Source organism: Pseudomonas sp. NC02, from assembly GCF_002874965.1.
Taxonomy (GTDB): Bacteria; Pseudomonadota; Gammaproteobacteria; order Pseudomonadales; family Pseudomonadaceae; genus Aquipseudomonas.
Window position 1 is genome coordinate 3,730,499 of record NZ_CP025624.1, and the last position, 16,803, is coordinate 3,747,301.

At 62.2% G+C, this 16,803-nt stretch carries 18 protein-coding genes; 9 read left to right on the top strand and 9 right to left on the bottom strand.

What is annotated here, in order from left to right:
* The first annotated feature begins 49 nt into the window (after nt 1–49).
* On the top strand, nt 50–1,018 hold the full coding sequence (locus C0058_RS17660) for an alpha/beta hydrolase (protein WP_102369207.1): 969 nt from the start codon (nt 50–52) through the stop codon (nt 1,016–1,018).
* 292 nt (nt 1,019–1,310) lie between these two features.
* Nucleotides 1,311–2,174 (top strand): 4-hydroxy-tetrahydrodipicolinate synthase, encoded by an 864-nt coding sequence (dapA, locus tag C0058_RS17665; RefSeq protein WP_102369208.1) that lies wholly within the window; start codon nt 1,311–1,313, stop codon nt 2,172–2,174.
* Between the two features lie 148 nt (nt 2,175–2,322).
* On the opposite strand, the gene C0058_RS17670 is transcribed toward dapA, so the two are convergent.
* A complete protein-coding gene (locus C0058_RS17670) occupies nt 2,323–3,009 on the bottom strand; it encodes a GntR family transcriptional regulator (RefSeq protein ID WP_008436291.1) in 687 nt (228 codons plus the stop codon).
* A gap of 2 nt (nt 3,010–3,011) precedes the next feature.
* Complete coding sequence (atzF, locus tag C0058_RS17675) at nt 3,012–4,811, bottom strand: allophanate hydrolase (protein ID WP_102369209.1); 1,800 nt, start codon at nt 4,809–4,811, stop codon at nt 3,012–3,014.
* A gap of 265 nt (nt 4,812–5,076) precedes the next feature.
* Between atzF and C0058_RS17680 the strand changes: the two genes are divergently transcribed.
* Both C0058_RS17680 and C0058_RS17685 read left to right on the top strand, forming a co-directional pair.
* Complete coding sequence (locus C0058_RS17680; RefSeq protein WP_003215116.1) at nt 5,077–6,453, top strand: cystathionine beta-synthase; 1,377 nt, start codon at nt 5,077–5,079, stop codon at nt 6,451–6,453.
* Nucleotides 6,450–7,616, top strand: a complete 1,167-nt coding sequence (locus C0058_RS17685; RefSeq protein WP_102369210.1) for a cystathionine gamma-synthase — start codon at nt 6,450–6,452, stop codon at nt 7,614–7,616. The genes C0058_RS17680 and C0058_RS17685 overlap by 4 nt, the downstream gene beginning before the upstream one ends.
* A 42-nt stretch (nt 7,617–7,658) precedes the next feature.
* Here the strand turns inward: C0058_RS17685 and iolG are convergent, their stop codons facing one another.
* The gene (iolG, locus tag C0058_RS17690) at nt 7,659–8,663 is read right to left on the bottom strand and encodes an inositol 2-dehydrogenase (RefSeq protein WP_102369211.1); all 1,005 of its coding nucleotides are present in this window, start codon (nt 8,661–8,663) and stop codon (nt 7,659–7,661) included.
* A gap of 36 nt (nt 8,664–8,699) precedes the next feature.
* Nucleotides 8,700–9,725: a LacI family DNA-binding transcriptional regulator gene (locus tag C0058_RS17695; protein ID WP_003215111.1), complete on the bottom strand. Its 1,026-nt coding sequence runs from the start codon at nt 9,723–9,725 to the stop codon at nt 8,700–8,702.
* A gap of 123 nt (nt 9,726–9,848) precedes the next feature.
* On the opposite strand from C0058_RS17695, the gene C0058_RS17700 reads away from it, so the two are divergent.
* Genes C0058_RS17700 through C0058_RS17710 form a run of 3 tightly spaced genes read left to right on the top strand, consistent with a single transcriptional unit; the run spans nt 9,849 to nt 12,808 of the window.
* Nucleotides 9,849–10,694, top strand: a complete 846-nt coding sequence (locus C0058_RS17700; protein ID WP_003215109.1) for an SDR family oxidoreductase — start codon at nt 9,849–9,851, stop codon at nt 10,692–10,694.
* Nucleotides 10,694–11,836, top strand: coding sequence for a phytanoyl-CoA dioxygenase family protein (locus C0058_RS17705; protein WP_003215107.1), 1,143 nt, complete (start codon nt 10,694–10,696; stop codon nt 11,834–11,836). Before C0058_RS17700 ends, C0058_RS17705 begins: the two co-directional genes overlap by 1 nt.
* Nucleotides 11,837–11,884: 48 nt before the next feature.
* Nucleotides 11,885–12,808: a substrate-binding domain-containing protein gene (locus tag C0058_RS17710; RefSeq protein ID WP_102369212.1), complete on the top strand. Its 924-nt coding sequence runs from the start codon at nt 11,885–11,887 to the stop codon at nt 12,806–12,808.
* On the opposite strand, the gene C0058_RS17715 is transcribed toward C0058_RS17710, so the two are convergent.
* Complete coding sequence (locus C0058_RS17715) at nt 12,798–13,220, bottom strand: MAPEG family protein (RefSeq protein ID WP_102369213.1); 423 nt, start codon at nt 13,218–13,220, stop codon at nt 12,798–12,800. The genes C0058_RS17710 and C0058_RS17715 overlap by 11 nt on opposite strands.
* Nucleotides 13,220–13,537 (bottom strand): DUF2834 domain-containing protein, encoded by a 318-nt coding sequence (locus tag C0058_RS17720; protein ID WP_003215101.1) that lies wholly within the window; start codon nt 13,535–13,537, stop codon nt 13,220–13,222. The genes C0058_RS17715 and C0058_RS17720 overlap by 1 nt, the downstream gene beginning before the upstream one ends.
* 116 nt (nt 13,538–13,653) lie before the next feature.
* Here C0058_RS17720 and C0058_RS17725 point away from each other — a divergent pair, with 116 nt between their 5' ends.
* Nucleotides 13,654–14,463, top strand: coding sequence for a helix-turn-helix domain-containing protein (locus tag C0058_RS17725; RefSeq protein ID WP_174717786.1), 810 nt, complete (start codon nt 13,654–13,656; stop codon nt 14,461–14,463).
* An 18-nt stretch (nt 14,464–14,481) separates the two neighbouring features.
* On the opposite strand, the gene C0058_RS17730 is transcribed toward C0058_RS17725, so the two are convergent.
* Nucleotides 14,482–14,898: a hypothetical protein gene (locus tag C0058_RS17730; protein WP_003215097.1), complete on the bottom strand. Its 417-nt coding sequence runs from the start codon at nt 14,896–14,898 to the stop codon at nt 14,482–14,484.
* 288 nt (nt 14,899–15,186) lie between these two features.
* Between C0058_RS17730 and C0058_RS17735 the strand changes: the two genes are divergently transcribed.
* Nucleotides 15,187–15,552 (top strand): hypothetical protein, encoded by a 366-nt coding sequence (locus C0058_RS17735; protein ID WP_003215095.1) that lies wholly within the window; start codon nt 15,187–15,189, stop codon nt 15,550–15,552.
* Between the two features lie 6 nt (nt 15,553–15,558).
* On the opposite strand, the gene C0058_RS17740 is transcribed toward C0058_RS17735, so the two are convergent.
* On the bottom strand, nt 15,559–16,281 hold the full coding sequence (locus tag C0058_RS17740) for a CPBP family intramembrane glutamic endopeptidase (RefSeq protein WP_003215093.1): 723 nt from the start codon (nt 16,279–16,281) through the stop codon (nt 15,559–15,561).
* Between the two features lie 6 nt (nt 16,282–16,287).
* Nucleotides 16,288–16,758: a RidA family protein gene (locus tag C0058_RS17745; protein ID WP_003215091.1), complete on the bottom strand. Its 471-nt coding sequence runs from the start codon at nt 16,756–16,758 to the stop codon at nt 16,288–16,290.
* Nucleotides 16,759–16,803: the final 45 nt, after the last annotated feature.

The following is a 16,803-nucleotide window of genomic DNA, read 5'->3' on the forward strand; positions in this document are numbered from 1 at the left end:
CCGACAAGAATGCGTTCGCGTCCTGACATGAACCCAAACGGTGCAGAGAATGAGTAATGGTGTAAGGATCGACCCGCGAATCATCCCGGCTCCGCGGTCCATCAGCCCCGAGGCCCAGGCGATGCTGCAACGCATGGTGAACGCCGATGGCGTGCCGCTGAACAGCCTGTACACCCTGCCCGCACCCGATGACCACGCTGGCTGGCGCCGCATGCAGGCCGCAGTTGCCCAACAGTACGCGGCGTCCCAGGCGGGACAGACGGCAGACCACGTTGAGACATTCACCGTGGAAGACGCCACCGTGTACCGGGCGACGCCGGCATACGGGGCCGAGTTCGCCTATATCGACCTGCACGGCGGCGCCCTGGTGTTCGGCGGCGGCGAAAACGCCCGCCTCGCCGCCGGCAAGCACGCCGACCTGCACAACCTGACCTGCTACGGCGTGGACTACCGCATGCCGCCTGACCATCCGTACCCGGCGGCACTCGATGACTGTCTGGCCACCTACCGGCATGTGCTGAAGCACCACACCCCGGACAAGATCGTGATCGGCGGACGCTCGGCCGGAGGCAACCTCGCCGCTGCCATGGTGCTGCGCGCCCGCGACGAAGGCTTGCCGCTGCCGGCCGCGCTGGTATTGCTGTCACCTGAAGTGGACCTGACCGAATCGGGCGACAGCTTCCAGGTCAACCGCACCGTCGACGTGGTGTTGCCCAACCCGCTGATGAGCACCAACCTGCTGTACGCCGCTGGCGCGGATTTGTCTCACCCGTACCTGTCGCCGCTGTTCGGGGATTTCGCACCAGGCTTCCCGCCGACGTTCGTGCAAAGCGGCACCCGCGACCTGTTCCTGTCCAACGCCGTACGCCTGCACCGGGCGCTGCGCCGGGCCGAGGTACCGGTGGAACTGCACATCTTTGAAGCAATGCCCCACGGCGGTTTCATCGGCGCGCCGGAAGACGCAGAACTGTCGGCAGAGCAGGTGCGTTTCGTGCGCCACTGGTTGAACCGCGACTGATCGCCGTGAGTTGACACACCCTGTAATAATCCATAAAGATAAGCGCCTTCTTCAGGGTGTGTCCTCAATGTCTGCAACGACCTTCAACTTTTCCGTCATTGGCTTGATTGCCAAGGCGCAAGGTTGCGTTGCGCACGCCCTCAAATCGAAGAAACAGTCGCTCATGTGACCGGGGCGCGCTGTCCCGTCAGATGAGCTGACAGGACATTGAGCGCGAAGGCCCCCTCCTCTTGCTTACTTCCCTCTGCCCTTCTGACGGTGACGAAATCGGTCAACCATCAGGAGAAAGCGCATGTCATCGTTTCAAGGTATCTGGGTTCCCGTCGTTACACCGTTTCATAACGGCGTTATCGACTTCATCGGCTTGCGCCGCCTGGTCTGCCATCTGCTGGAACAAGGCGCGGCCGGGATCATGGTCTGTACCACCACCGGCGAAGCCGCAGCACTGAGCCGCCGTGAGCAGTTGGCGATGCTGGATGCCGTACTGGAACTGGTACCGCCGCAGCAGGTGGTAATGGGCCTGGCGGGGTATAACCAGATTGAGCTGCTGCAGTTCCAGAGTGAAATCCTGCAACGCGCGGTGGCCGGTTTGCTGGTACCGCCGCCGAGCTACATCCGCCCGTCCCAGGCGGGCCTTGAGGCGTTCTTCCGCACCGTGGCCGATGCGTCCAGTGTGCCGATCATTCTGTATGACATTCCCTACCGCACCGGTATCGCCTTCGAACAGGCGACGTTGCTGAACATCGTCGCCCATGAACGGATCGTCGCGATCAAGGATTGTGGCGGCAACCTGGCCAATACCCTGGCGCTGCTGGCCAGCGGGAATGTGGATGTGTTGTGTGGCGAGGATGTGCAGATATTCAACGCGCTGTGCCTGGGAGCGACCGGCGCGATTGCCGCGTCGGCGCATGTGCGTACCGCGGATTTTGTGGCGCTGCATCGACAGGTTCGCGACAACCGGTTGCTGGCGGCTCGCGAGACGTTTTTCGGGCTGCTGCCGTTGATTCACACAATGTTCGTGGAGCCCAATCCGGCACCGGTGAAGGCCGCGCTGGCGATGGACGGTTTGATCGGCAGTGAGTTGCGGGCGCCGATGTTGGGGGCGAGTGAGACGGTGACAAATCGGTTGCAGCAAGTATTAGGCGTGCGGCAATAACCCGTGGCGAGGGAGCTTGCTCCCGCTGGGCTGCGCAGCAGCCCCAATTCAGGCACCGCGTTTTCGCCAGGTAAAATGGGGTGACCGGTTTTGGGGGCGCTTCGCACCCCAACGGGAGCAAGCTCCCTCGCCACAGGGCACGGGCTGCTTATCCTCTCGCCACCGCCAACCGATGCAACGTGATCTTGCGCACCTCCTGCTTGCTCACCTCGATGTGAGTCTTGAGCAGTTGCTGCGCCAGATCGCGGTGCCGTGCCGAGATCGCATCGAGGATGCTTGCGTGTTCCTCATAGGTCGCTGCAATACGTGATTGCTGAGTGAAATCCAGCCGCCGAATGATGCGGATTTTCTCGGTTATCTCGTAATGCATGCGCGCCATTTCAGCGTTGCCCGTGGCCTGCACCAACCCGCAGTGGAACTCCTCATCCAGCGCGCAGACGACCTGTGCGTCATCCAGCCGCGCACTTTCGTCCACCCGCCAGATCGCTTCAAGCCGTTCAAGCCCCTGCTCCGCCATGCCACACAAGCGGCTGACGGCGGCCAACTCCAGCACGATTCTTACGTCGTAAAGCTCTTCGAAATAGTTGAAGTCGAACGGCCGCACCTGCCAGCCACTCCTGAAAAACACCTCCAGGTACCCTTCCCGCTCCAGCCGATACAGCGCCTGGCGCACCGGCGTGCGGCTGGCCTGCATGCGCTCGGCCACGTCGCCTTCGCTGAAGCGATCACCCGGCAGCAGGCGAAAGCCGAAGATGTCGTCCTTCACCTGCTGGTAGACCCGTTCCGCCAGGCTGTCCGGCCGTTCGCCGGGTTTTCTCGTGGTTGAGAGCTGCATGCCTAGTTCCTGCTCGCCATGTACGCGCGCCAGCCGCCGAATTCGGTGATGTCGGTGGCGCCTGCCAGGGCCCAGGGCTCGCAGATAAAACCCTTCACGCTGCGCCCGTCCGCCAGGGTGAGGTTGCCGATGCCCAGCGGCGCAGGGATCTCGGCGACGAACTCACCAAAGCGGGCGACAGGCATGTCCCACAGCTCGACGATGATCGAGCGGCCCGAGTCATCCCTGGCCAGCCCCGGCTTGGGCGGAACCGTGCCCGGCAGTGCATGCAGGCGGTAGTTGCTCGCCGTCAGGGTTTGCTCCACCAGCACGGCGTTGCGGCTGGTCAGCTGGAAGTTCAGCGGCATCCCGGTGAGATGCGCCCCAACCACCGCCACCCGCACGCTGCCGGGCGCCTGTCGCGCCGGTGCCGGTTGCGGCAGATTGCGTTGGGTAGCGCCGAGCGGAAGATCAAGGCCGGCCTGCCAACGCTTGCCCAGATGCGCCAGGGCGGCGTCGTGCCAGGCCGGTGCGATAAGGGTGACGCCGCACGGCAGGCCGTCGCTGCGCAGCCCGGCGGGCACGGCCAGTGCCGAGAGGTCGGCCAGGTTGGTGAAGTTGGTGTAGAAGCCAAACTGCGAGTTGTAGAGCACCGGCTCCACGGCCATTTCCGCCAGGGTGCGGATCGTCGGCGATGTCGGCACCAGCAAGGCGTCGAAACCGGCCAGGGTGTCGTTGATGCGGCGGCTCAGTTCGGCGCGCAGGTATTCGGCTTTATAGGCATCGCAGGCGCTGTACGTGTGACCGTTTTCCACAATGCCACGCACCACCGGGTTGATCGCTTCGGCGTTGCTGGCGAGCATGCCTTCCAGTGCCACCGTGCGCTCCGCAACCCAGGAGCCGTAATAGAGCTGCTCGGCGAGTTGCTGAAACGGGCTGAAATCCACCGCCGTGATTTCGGCCCCGAGGGACTGGAACCTGAGCAGCGCCTGTTCAAATACGGCCTGGTTCTGCGCGTCGCCAAAAAACTCCAGGCTGGCCGGAACCGCCAGCTTGATCGTGGCGCCGACCGCTACAGGAGCAGTGTTGGGATTGACGCGTGAATAGGCGTCGCTGGCGTCGTAAGCAGCAGCGAGGCCCGCAACCGTCTCGGCATCTTCAACCGTCAGCGCAAACACCGAAATACAGTCCACGGTACGACAGGCCGGCACCAGTCCGGTGTTGGACAAGCGCCCCTTGGTCGGCTTCAACCCGACGATATTGTTGAAGCCCGCCGGCACCCGCCCGGAACCGGCGGTGTCGGTGCCCAGGGAAAACGCCACCAGCCCGCGGGCAACCACCGAGGCCGAACCCGAGCTGGAACCGCCGCTGACATAGCCCGGGTTAAAACTGTTGCCCACCGCGCCGTAGGGCGAGCGTGTACCCACCAGGCCGGTGGCGAACTGATCGAGGTTGGTCTTGCCCATCAGGATCGCCCCGGCCGCCCGCAGCCGGGTCACCACCGTGGCATCCGCCGCAGCGCGATAGGCAAACTCCGGACACGCCGCCGTGGTCTCCCAACCCGCCGCATCGATGTTGTCCTTGATGGCAAACGGCACGCCATACAACGGCAACTGGTCGATATCGCCGTCGACCGCCGCAAGCCGCTCGGCCAACTGCGCCAACTGGTCACTCAATTGCTGCGGTTGCACCCGGCTGATCCAGGCATTGTCCTCGGCGGGGAACGTGCTCGCCAGGGTCAACAGGATGTCGGGAGTCAGCGCCTGGGTGCGGTAGGCAGCTTGCCATTCACCCAGGGTCCAGCCGAGTTGTTCGTTGCGCATTGAGGATTCCATCTTGTATCCAAGTTTGGATTTCTTTTAGCAATCCCTGGGCCAATCAGCTGCAAGCCAATGAATACGTGAGGTTGACAGAAAACCCACCGATGGATCGCCTCCAGCCGTGCTCCGTCATGAAGCAGCAATGCGCCAAAAAAAGACATTCTGGCGGCCGCGCGGTTGCGAGCGGCCCGATACCGGCCTATGTTCGAAACCATGTTGTAAACGCTGCTGTCCATCCCATACGCCCTTTCCGTAGCCAGGTGACGACATGCCCACCGCTTCCCGCCCCGCCGTGCTCGAACTGATTGGCAATACCCCGCTGGTGCGGGTCAGCCGCTTCGATACCGGCCCGTGCACGCTGTTCCTCAAGCTTGAATCCCAGAACCCCGGCGGCTCCATCAAGGACCGCATTGGCCTGGCCATGATCGACGCCGCCGAGCGCGATGGCCGCCTGCGCCCCGGCGGCACCATCATCGAAGCCACCGCCGGCAATACCGGCCTCGGCCTGGCCCTGGTGGGACGCGCCAAAGGCTACCGGGTGGTACTGGTGGTGCCGGACAAGATGTCCACCGAGAAAGTCTTGCACCTGAAAGCCATGGGCGCCGAGGTGCACATCACCCGCTCGGATGTCGGCAAGGGCCATCCCGAGTATTACCAGGATGTGGCGGCGCGACTGGCCAAGGACATTCCCGATTCGTTCTTCGCCGACCAGTTCAACAACCCGGCCAACCCCCTGGCCCACGAGACCAGCACCGCCCCGGAAATCTGGGCCCAGACCCAACATGACCTGGATGCCATCGTGGTTGGCGTCGGCTCGGCCGGCACCCTCACCGGCCTGACACGCTTCTTCAAGCGCGTGCAACCCGACCTTGCCATGGTGCTGGCCGACCCGGTCGGCTCGGTGATGGCCGAGTACAGCCGCAGCGGCACCATGACCGAGCCCGGCTCGTGGGCCGTGGAAGGTATCGGCGAAGACTTCATCCCCTCGATCGCCGACCTCTCCAGCGTGCGCCACGCCTATTCCATCAGCGACGAAGAAAGCTTCGACCACGCCCGCCAACTGCTGCGGGCCGAAGGCATTCTCGGTGGCTCCTCCACCGGCACCCTGCTGGCCGCCGCCCTGCGTTATTGCCGCGAACAGACCGAGCCCAAGCGCGTGGTCACCTTCGTCTGCGACACCGGCACGCGCTACCTGTCGAAGGTCTACAACGACCAATGGATGAACGACGCCGGCCTGCTGCAATACAAACACTACGGCGACCTGCGCGACCTGATCGCCCGTCGTTTCGAGGACGGCCGGGTGATCAGCGTCGGCCCCGACGACAGCCTGCTCACCGCCTTCCAGCGCATGCGCCTGGCCGACGTCTCACAGCTGCCGGTGCTGGTGGACGGCAAGCAACTGGTGGGGGTGCTCGACGAGTCGGATGTATTGCTCGGCCTGCATCAGAACGCCGCGCACTTTTCCATGACCGTGGGCAGCGCCATGACCAACGCCCTTCACACCCTCGCACCCAGCGCCAGCCTTGCGCAATTGCAGGCCGAGCTGGATCGCGGGCTGGTGGCAATCATTGCCGACGCCTCGGGCTTTCACGGCCTGATCACCCGCGTCGACCTGCTCAATCACCTACGGAGATCCCTTGCATGACCCAGCACGATAAAAGCGCCTTCGCCACCCGCGTGATCCATGCCGGGCAATCCCCGGACCCGACCACCGGGGCGCTGATGCCGCCGATCTACGCCAACTCCACCTACCTGCAAGACAGCCCCGGCGTTCACAAAGGCTTCGACTACGGACGCTCCCACAACCCGACGCGCTTTGCCCTGGAACGCTGCGTGGCCGACCTTGAAGGCGGCACCCAGGCGTTCGCGTTCGCCTCCGGGCTGGCGGCGATTTCCACCGTGCTGGAACTGCTCGACGCCGGTTCCCACGTGGTTTCCGGCAATGATTTGTACGGCGGCACCTTCCGCCTGTTCGACAAAGTGCGCCAGCGCAGCGCCGGGCATCGCTTCAGCTTCGTCGACCTGACCGACCTGTCGGCTTTCGAAGCCGCGTTGCAGGACGATACGCGGATGGTCTGGGTCGAAACCCCGAGCAACCCGCTGCTGAGCCTGACCGACCTCAGCGCCATCTCCCGCATCTGCAAGGCCCGGGGCATCCTCTGCGTGGCCGACAACACCTTTGCCAGCCCATGGATCCAGCGCCCGCTGGAGTTGGGTTTCGACATCGTGGTGCACTCCACCACCAAGTACCTCAACGGCCACTCGGATGTGATCGGCGGCATTGCGGTGGTGGGCCAGAATCCTGAACTGGCCGAACGCGTGGGCTTCCTGCAAAACTCCGTGGGTGCGATTGCCGGACCGTTTGATGCGTTCCTGACCCTGCGTGGGGTGAAGACATTGGCGTTGCGCATGGAGCGCCATTGCAGCAATGCGCTGGAGCTGGCGACATGGCTGGAGCAGCAGCCGCAGGTGGCACGGGTTTACTACCCCGGCCTGGCATCGCATCCGCAGCATGAGCTGGCACGCCGGCAGATGCGCGGGTTTGGCGGGATGATTTCGGTGGACCTGAAAAGCGACCTGGCGGGCGCCACACGCTTCCTGGAAAACGTGAAGATCTTTGCGTTGGCTGAAAGCCTGGGGGGCGTTGAAAGCCTGATCGAGCACCCGGCGATCATGACCCATGCGAGCATCCCGGCAGCGACCCGGGCGCAGCTGGGGATTGGTGATGGGTTGGTGCGGTTGTCGGTGGGGGTTGAGGATGTGGAAGACCTGCGGGCGGATCTGGCGCAGGCGTTGGCAAAAATCTAACGCGCAATCTGCCGGAGCGAGCATGCCCGCTCCGGCAACACCTTAAATAGCGTAATTGACCTCAACCATTCGCCCGGTCTTGATGGACTCCAGCGCACAGTCCGCCAAGTGCAACGCATACAGCCCATCGCGCATGTTGGTGGGCAGCGCGCGCCCCGCGCTCAGTGCCTGGATAAACTGCCCCAACTCATTGCGGTAGGCATCCGCATAACGCTCCAGGAAGAAATGCTGCAACGGCTCCAACGCCTCGGTGTGCTCGTGGTTCCAATGGCGCAAGGTGCTGGGTCGATGGTTATCCGTGAGCAGCACCCCCTTGGCCCCGGATACCTCAAGTCGCTGGTCATACCCGTAGACCGCCTCCCGACAGCAGTTGATATGGCACTGTTTCCCGGATGCGGTGCGCAGCAGCACCATCACGCTGTCGAAGTCGTCAATCTGCGCCAGGCTCGGATCTACCAGCCGGCTGGCTATCGCGCCGACTTCAATGGGCTCTTCACCCAGCAGGTGCCGCGCCATGTCGAAGTCATGAATGGTCATGTCCCGCAGGATGCCGCCGGAATGTGCCAGGTAATCCCGTGGCGCCAACCCCGGGTCACGGCTGGTGATGATCACCTGCCGCACAGCACCAATTTGCCCCGCGTCGATGGCCTGGCGCAGGCGCAGCGTGTCGGGATCGAAGCGGCGGTTGAAGCCCAGCATTACTTTACCGCCCTCGCGCTCCACAGCTTGCGCCGCCGCCCGCGCCTTGGCGAAATCCAGGTCAATGGGCTTCTCGCACAGCACGGCCTTGCCCTGGGACACGGCCGCCAGCAGCAAATCGATATGAGTGTCGGTGGGTGTGCCAATCACCACCGCGTCGATATCGTCCCGACTTAGCACTGCTGCGCAGTCATAGGCCGCCTCGCAACCCAGCTGCGCAGCCAAGCCATCGACGCCCTCCCGCCAGGGGTCGGCGACCACCACCAGAGTGGCATCAGGATGGGCCGCGACATTGGCCGCGTGAATGTTGGCGATGCGCCCTGCACCAAGGACAGCGATACGTAGCATGGTCGAACTCCTGGGATTGTTATTGGGTGTGGAGATTCAGTCCGGCAGGTTGAACGGTGTGACGATCTGTACCTGTGACGGCGCAATCGGCCCAGCCTTCCACAGCCGATGAAATTGCAGGATGTGCAGGAACACATGGCGCGCATCGATCTGCAGGTTGTGATCGATAATCGCGGCGACTTTTTCTTCAGCCAACAGCTGGCGATTCTCTTCGTCGAGGTCGTGAGCAATAAACACGTCCAACGGGCGATCCAGAGCCGCGAAGGCGTCGACAATTGCCCGGTTGCCACCGCCGACGCTGTACACCGCCTTCAGTTCGGGATGCTGCTTCAACGCATCGGTGACCCGGGCAAATGTTCGGTCATACACGCCGTACCCACCGCTGATATCCAGTACCCGCAGGTGCGTCGCACGGCCGCGCAGCCACATGCGAAAACCCATTTCGCGTTCTTCCTCGCCCCGGAACAATTCACTGCCAATCACCACCGCCACTTCCTGGGGTTGGGGTGACAGCCAGCGGGACAGAAGGTACGCGGCGGTTTGTCCAGCGGTGCGGTTATCCATGCCTACGTAGCCGATGCGCTCGCTGTGGGGCAGATCGGTGACCAGGGTCACCACCGGAATACCTGCGGCCGCCAGGTGCTTGACCGCCAGATTCACCGCCGGCTCGTCCGCGGCCTTGAGCACCACACCCTGGCTGCCGGTCTCGAGGCAGCGCAGCAATTGGTCGTGCATCGCCTGAGGCTCGATCTCTTCGAACACATGAAACCGCGGGGCGATACGAAACGGTGCCAGGCTGCCCAGTTGGGCGGTGATGGCGGCCTGCACCGCCGCACTGAAGCGCTTGGGCGTGTGCATGATCACATCGACATGAAAGGTACGGCCTACTGCCAGGCCATTTTTTTCCTGGGATTCCAGCTCATCCAGAGCCTGTTCGATACGCCGCCGGGTTTGGGCGTGCACGCTGCCGCGCTCATGCAAGACGCGATCGACTGTCGCCTTGCTGACGCCCGCCTGGGTGGCCAGTTGCTTGATGGAAAAGTGTTTAGCGCGTTCGAGCATGCTGTTGGACCTGAGGTCTTTTTGAGGTTTTTTTGAGACTTGTTGAGGTGACCGCAATGCTAGTCTCAGTTTTGCCCGGCGTCGAGCCCGGCCTTCAAAACAACAAAAACCCAGGAGACCCCGATGCCTTCAACCGACCTCAGCCATACCTTCAAAGGCCAATACTTTGTCGTCACCGGCAGCACCCAGGGATTGGGGGCTGCCGTCGCCCATACCCTGGCGCGGCGCGGTGCTGCCGGCCTGATCATCTGCGGACGCCGTCCGGACCAGGGCCAGGAGCAAGTACGGCAGTTGGCAGCGCTCGATTGCCGCGCGGTGTTTGTCCAGGCGGACCTGGAACAGATTGGCGACTGCCGCGCCGTGATCGAGGCGGCCCGTGCCCACTTCGGCACCCTCCACGGGCTGATCAACTGCGCCGGGATGTCGGATCGCGGCACCATTCTCGACACCTCCCCCGAACTGTTTGATCGACTATTTGCGGTCAATGTGAGGGCGCCGTTTTTCCTGATGCAGGAAGCCTTGAAGCTGATGATCAGCCAGAGGGTTGAAGGTGCAGTGGTCAATATCCAGAGTGTCACCGGCCACGGCGGGCAATCGTTCTTGAGTGCCTACGCGGCGTCCAAGGGCGCTCTCGCGATTCTGACCAAAAACGTGGCGTTCAGCGCCCTGCGCAACCGGATTCGGGTCAACGGCTTGAACATCGGCTGGATGGACACACCGCACGAGGATGAAATCCAGCGGCACTACCACGGTGCCGGGGATGCCTGGTTGGAAGCCGCCGAAGCCGCACAGCCCTTCGGCCGCCTGCTCAAACCTGAAGAGGTGGCCCGGAGCGTGGCATTTCTATTGTCACGCGAGTCGGGAATGATGACCGGCACGGTGATCGACCTGGAGCAAGGCGTCATCGGCTGTGGCGACGGCGGCACCCCACGCCCCGATCAGGCCTTGAGCCTGGTGGAGGGTGCGTGATGCCTGCCTTTGTCAGCGCCGATGCGGTGCAACTGGAAGATTTTCACTCGATCTGTGCCCAGCAGGCTGCTGCCGAGGACTACCCGCACTGCGCCGAAGTGTGCAGCAACATCCCGATCTATCAGGCCCAGGCACTGCGCAACGGCGATCGTCACGCCGTGCTGGACGAACTGCATCGCCTGTTCAGCCAGGGGCCGGGAGTGATGGTGGTGCGCCAGGGCTACGCCGACCTGGACGTGGTCGACCGTCACAGCCAGGTATTCGAAGCGATCTTTGCCCAAGAGGCTGCGCAAGGTGTGGCCGCCGACCACTTCGCCAAGGCCGGCAGTAACGGACGTATCTGGAACTCATTACAGAAGGCCGCACTGCAGTCGCCGGCATCCTTTGTCGAATATTACGCCAACCCACTGCTGGGGTTGATCGCACAAGCCTGGCTCGGCCCGGGCTACCAAGTCACGGCCCAGGTCAACGTGGTGCACCCCGGTGGCCAAGCCCAGCAACCGCACCGTGATTATCACCTCGGGTTCCAGACCATCGACGTGGTGGAGCGCTTTCCGTTGCCCCTGCACACGCTGTCCCAATACCTCACGCTGCAAGGGGCCGTGGCCCACAGCGACATGCCCCTGGAAACCGGCCCGACCCAACTGCTGCCGTTTTCCCAGCAATACCCACTGGGCTACCTGGCCTGGAGGCGCACTGAATTCATCGAGTACTTCCAGCAGCATGCCGTGCAATTGCCGCTGAACAAAGGTGACCTGCTGTTCTTCAACCCGGCCCTGTTTCACGCCGCTGGCACCAATCGCACACCGGACCGCCAGCGCATGGCCAACCTGCTGCAAATCTCCTCGGCGTTCGGCAAAACGATGGAGGCTGTGGACCGCGACCGGATGATGCTGGCGCTGTACCCCTGCCTGTTGGAGCGCCTGGCGGACAACGTCATGGATGGCGAGGCGCTGCACGCGGTGATCGCCTGCACCGCCGATGGCTATTCCTTTCCCACCAACCTGGATACCGACCCACCCTTACAGGGCCTGGCTCCGCAAACCGGGCAGCAACTGATGTTGCAGGCACTGAACGAACGCTGGCCCTGCGAGACCTTTGCCGAACGCGTTGCGCAACTACACGCCAAACGCCAAGGCTGAGGAATGTTTTCAACGTCTTTCAAAACAACAAAAAAACGGACTGACACCATGAAAAAACAGCTGCTGACCTTGCTCCTGACCCTCATCGTTACCCCGCTAGCCCTCGCCGAGACACGCATCGGCGTCAGCATCGCCCAGGTGGACGACGTGTTCCTCGCCCAGATGCGTGACTACATGGCGGCCCACGCCAGGGACCTCACCGACGTGACCCTGCAATTCGAAGACGCCCAAGGCGATGTGGTGCGCCAACTGAACCAGGTGCAGAGCTTTTCTGCCCAAGGCATGGACGCGATTATCGTCAACGCGGTCGACACCGCCGCCACCCAGAAAATGACCGTAAATGCCCAGCAGGCGGGTATCCCGCTGGTGTACGTCAACCGTCGCCCGGACATCCCGGTCCTGCCGGCCGGGGTGGGTTATGTCGGCTCGGACGAGATCAAAGCGGGCGAGATTCAGATGCGCTACCTCGCGGAAAAAATGAACGGCAACGGCAACCTCGCAATCATGCTCGGCTTGCTCTCTAACAACGCCACCCACAACCGCACACAGGGCGTGAAAAACGTACTGAAGGATTACCCCAACATCCATATCGTCGAAGAACAAAGCGCCGACTGGCAGCGCAGCAAGGCCATGGACCTGATGAACAACTGGATCGTCTCGGGCAAGAAAATCGACGCCGTGGCGGCCAATGCCGATGAAATGGCTATCGGTGCCGCGATGGCGATTACCCAGGCCGGAATGCACCCTGGCAAGGACATCCTGGTGGGCGGCAGCGACGGCGGACCCGCCGGCCTGGATGCGATCAAAAAAGATCTATTGGTAGTCACGGCCTATCAGGACAACAAGGGCCAGGCCGTCGGCTCGATTGACCTGGCGCTGAAGATGATCAGGAAGCAGCCCTACACGGCGGAGCTGACCATTCCCTATCAACAGATCACCAAGGACAACTATCAGGCCTTTCTCACCCCTTGATTGTTATCAGCCCAGCGCCAAGCAGACCGGCCAGCCCCGACAAACAGAGCACTCCCACTCCATAAGCGAGGGTGCGCCAGGGCTGGCGGCCGCTCAGATACATCACCGTATGCATCACACGGGCAGCGGTGAACAGACAGAACAACCCCGCGGTAGCGGTGCCTGGCGTTTCCATCGCCAGGCACAGGCCACCCAAAATGAAGAACAACGGAATATTTTCCAGATCATTGGCCCAAGCCTTTTCGGCCCGGGAGACTTGCGGTAACTCCTCTGGATTCGCATCGCGATGGAAGAAAGCTGCATCCTCGTGGTTAGTGAATGCACGGAATCTGAGTCGAAAGAAACCCTGGTAACAGGAGATCGCCAGCATCTTCAAGAACAGCACCAGTACGCACAACGCATAAACCTCCATCACCGGCCCCCTGAAGGTTCGCGGAACCCGTTGACCACGATATACAGCAGCGGACCGATGGATACGAAAACCGCCGTTACCAGTAAATAGGGCAACACCGACGCCAGGGATTTGCCCCTGGCCCGCGCATCCCGGTACATCCATACGCCCGCCAAGGCCGCCATCAGATACAAATCAATCACCACCTGGGCAGTATCCGGCCTCGATATCAATTCACGTCCGAACGCCATGAGCGATTGTTCGGCGATCAGCATCGTGATCAATGTGTACAGGGCAAAAGCCAACAGCCCGGCCAGGGCAATCCAGGGTCTGCGCATGTTCTCCTCCTTGGAGACAACGGTTCGGGAAGCTGCACATTAGTGATAACGTCGTTCCCCTCTCAATGACCTCGAAGGTCATCGACACCACCGACCCGCACGGCCAGAGTCAACCCATGAGCAGCCAACCTTTCCCCCGCGCCAACCCCGACACTACCGCCGGCACGCAACTGCGCGTGCTGCGTCGGCACGCCAGATTGAGCCAGCTGGAACTGGCGCTGATCACCGGGGTTTCCCAACGCCACCTGAGCTGCATCGAGACCGGGCGCGCCAAGCCGAGCCCGGGCACCTTGCATAATTTGCTGATGGCGCTGGAGGTTCCGCTGGAGCAATGCAACAGCGTGTTCCTCGCTGCCGGCTTCGCCCCGCGCTATGAGGCAACCCCGCTCTCCTCGCCCTCCATGGAGGCTATTCGCGAGGCAATCAGCCATGTACTCCACGCGAACAATCCTGCACCGGCGATCGTGCTGGGCAGCCACTGGGAAGTGCTCGCCGCCAACGCCAGTACCCAGGTGCTGTTCGAGCTGGTGGGGATCAAACCGGAGGCGGCTGATGGGCTGAATTTGCTGGTCACCCTGCTACAGCCTGGCGGCCTGGGTGATCATTTGATCAACGCTGACGAAATCCGCACCATCGCCTGGCAACGGGCGACGCGCGAGGCGTTGGGCAACTCCGAACTTGCCAGGCTTCTGGACAGCCTGCCGGCCCCGCAAAGTACCGAAGCCTTGGTCAATGAACCGCCGCCACTGGTGCTGACACGCGTCAACTCCCGTGAAGGTGAGCTGAACTTCATGTCGACCTTCACCACCTTCGGCATGCCTCAGGACATCACGGTAACGTCGTTGCGCATCGAGCATTTGATTCCGGCGGATGCGCAGACGTGGCAGGTGATGACCGCGGCGTATGAGCGGTCATTGGTGAGGTAGAAAGCCGCGGCGGGGCCATTAGTTATTTGTCGTATTTTGCCCGCCATAGCTATTGGCGCGGCTCTTGGAGGAGGAGCCGTTGCTGTATTGGGTGTCTTGCCCGCCGTAGCTATTGGAGCGGCTCTTGGCTGAGGTGCCGTCGCTGTATTGAGTGTCTTGCCCACCATAGCTGTTGGAACGGGTCTTGGCCGAGGTGCCGTCGCCGTATTGGATATCCTGCCCGCCATAACTATTGGAGCGGCTCTTGGAGGAAGTACCATCGCTGTATTGGGTGTCTTGCCCACCGTAGCTATTGGCGCGACTCTTGGAAGAGGTGCCATTGTCGTATTCGCAATCGGACCCACCATAACTGTTCGCCCTGCACGTCTCGGCAACCGCTTGGTAAAGCGGCGCAGCCAACAAAACCGTGCCCAGCAAAACGACCTTAAGCTTCATGTTAATTCCTTGTAGGGGTGGCGATACGCTATTACAGACTGGAGATTCTGAACTTAGTTTCCAACGTTCTGAAATGCGCTCGCGCGAGCCGACGTGGCAACCCTTTGCCAGCCCCGGCAACTCCTGGCCTGCGCCCTGCCCCGGCAATACCACCCAGCCCGCGCCGCACAAGGCATGCAGCACATGGCCCGGGTTTTGCTCTGTTGCTGCTACCAATAAGGGAGCGGCACCATGATAGGAAGCACGACAAGTCTGTTAGCGCTGGGACAGAAGACTTTTACACAATCCATGGAAAACGGCACCCTGCGGGCCGGGAGGATTGAAGTCACCAACGCCACGCCCGAGATCAAGACCAAGCTGGAAGCCAGCTATCAGGAGCAAGTGCGCTCGACCGCGCAAACCGTTGCCACCGCCAGGGCCAACCCTTCATGGGCGACCTTCGACGATAAAGGCAACGCCGTCGAACTGCCCGATGTTCAGTCACTCAGCAAAAGCGACGCCACCCATGTGGCCAACGGTCTTCAGTACCTGCTCGATATCGGGCGCCTGGACGGCAAGACTGTCACCGCGAAAAATGGCGACCAGTCGACCGATAACATCGCGGTCTACAAAGACTGGCTCCAGGCCCACATCGGCGTTGATGTACAGGCCTGAGACGGTTCACACCATCGGCACGGCAATCAGCAAGATCGCCGTGCCATGGGTGGCCGTCGCCGCCACCACACCGTAGCGCATCCGCACCAGCCCGCAGGCCACGCCTTCAATCAGGGTAAAGGCCAACACTGGCCAGCCCAGTTGCGTCACGCTCAACGCCAGAAATGAATGGCACGCGGCGAACGCCAACCCGCTGAGCAACGCCGCGCGCAGCGGCGTAACGTGCTGTTCGAGATAGCCCTGCAGGAAGCCGCGAAACAGCACCTCTTCCAGCGCATTGGCGCAGTAGGCAAGCACCAGCATGCCCATCAGCCAGGCCCAGTAAACCGGCTCAATGCCTTGATACAGCCGCAATGGCAGGCCGATCAGACACCCGGCCCCGAGTCCCACCGCCAGGCCCGCCCAACGATTGCCCTTGAACAGCACCGTCAGTTGCCACAACTCCGGTGCCAGGCGCGCGAGCAGGGCAATCAGCCCAAGGGATAACCCGCCCAGCGCGGCCAGCACCCACGGGTTGGCCGTGAATTCGATCTGCACCTCGCGGCTCAGCGACCACATGCCCAGTGGCGTCATCGCATCGCGCATCAGCACAAAGGCCAGCAGCAGGATAACGATGCGCAAGCCCGGCAATGTTTTTGGCGTGAGACCGAACCACAGGCCAAACAGGATCAGTCCTGGGAGCAGGTAGATTCCATAGTGGACCAGTACCGCAAACGCCTCGGCGATCACCCGGTTTCAGTCCCGTGCCACGGCGATCATGTCGATTTCCACGGCCGCGCCCTTGGGCAATTGCAGCACGCCCACCGAGGTGCGCGTATGGGATCCTGCGGCCCCCAGGATCTCGTTCAACAGGTCCGACGCACCGTTGGCCACTTCGCTTTGCTGGTCGAAGTCATCCGCGCTGCGCACGTACACATTGATCTTGAGGATCGCCTTGACCTGGTCCAGCGAACCCAGTGCCTGCTTGAGCAAGCCCAGGCAACGCAGTGCGCTGACGCCCGCGGCAATCTGTGCGTCGGCCAGGCTGAGGCTTTCGCCGACCTTGCCGGGCAACACGATGGCGTCACCCACCCGCGGAATCTGGCCGCTGATGTAGACGTGATTGCCGTCCCTCAGCAGCGGCGTGTAGTTGCCGCCGATCTTGAACTCGTTGAGTTGATAACCCAGGCGCACCATGGCCGCCGCGTACTTTTGATCCGGTGTCATTTTTTTGTTTTCCTCAGTCGTTGCGAATCCACGCCATGAAGTCGC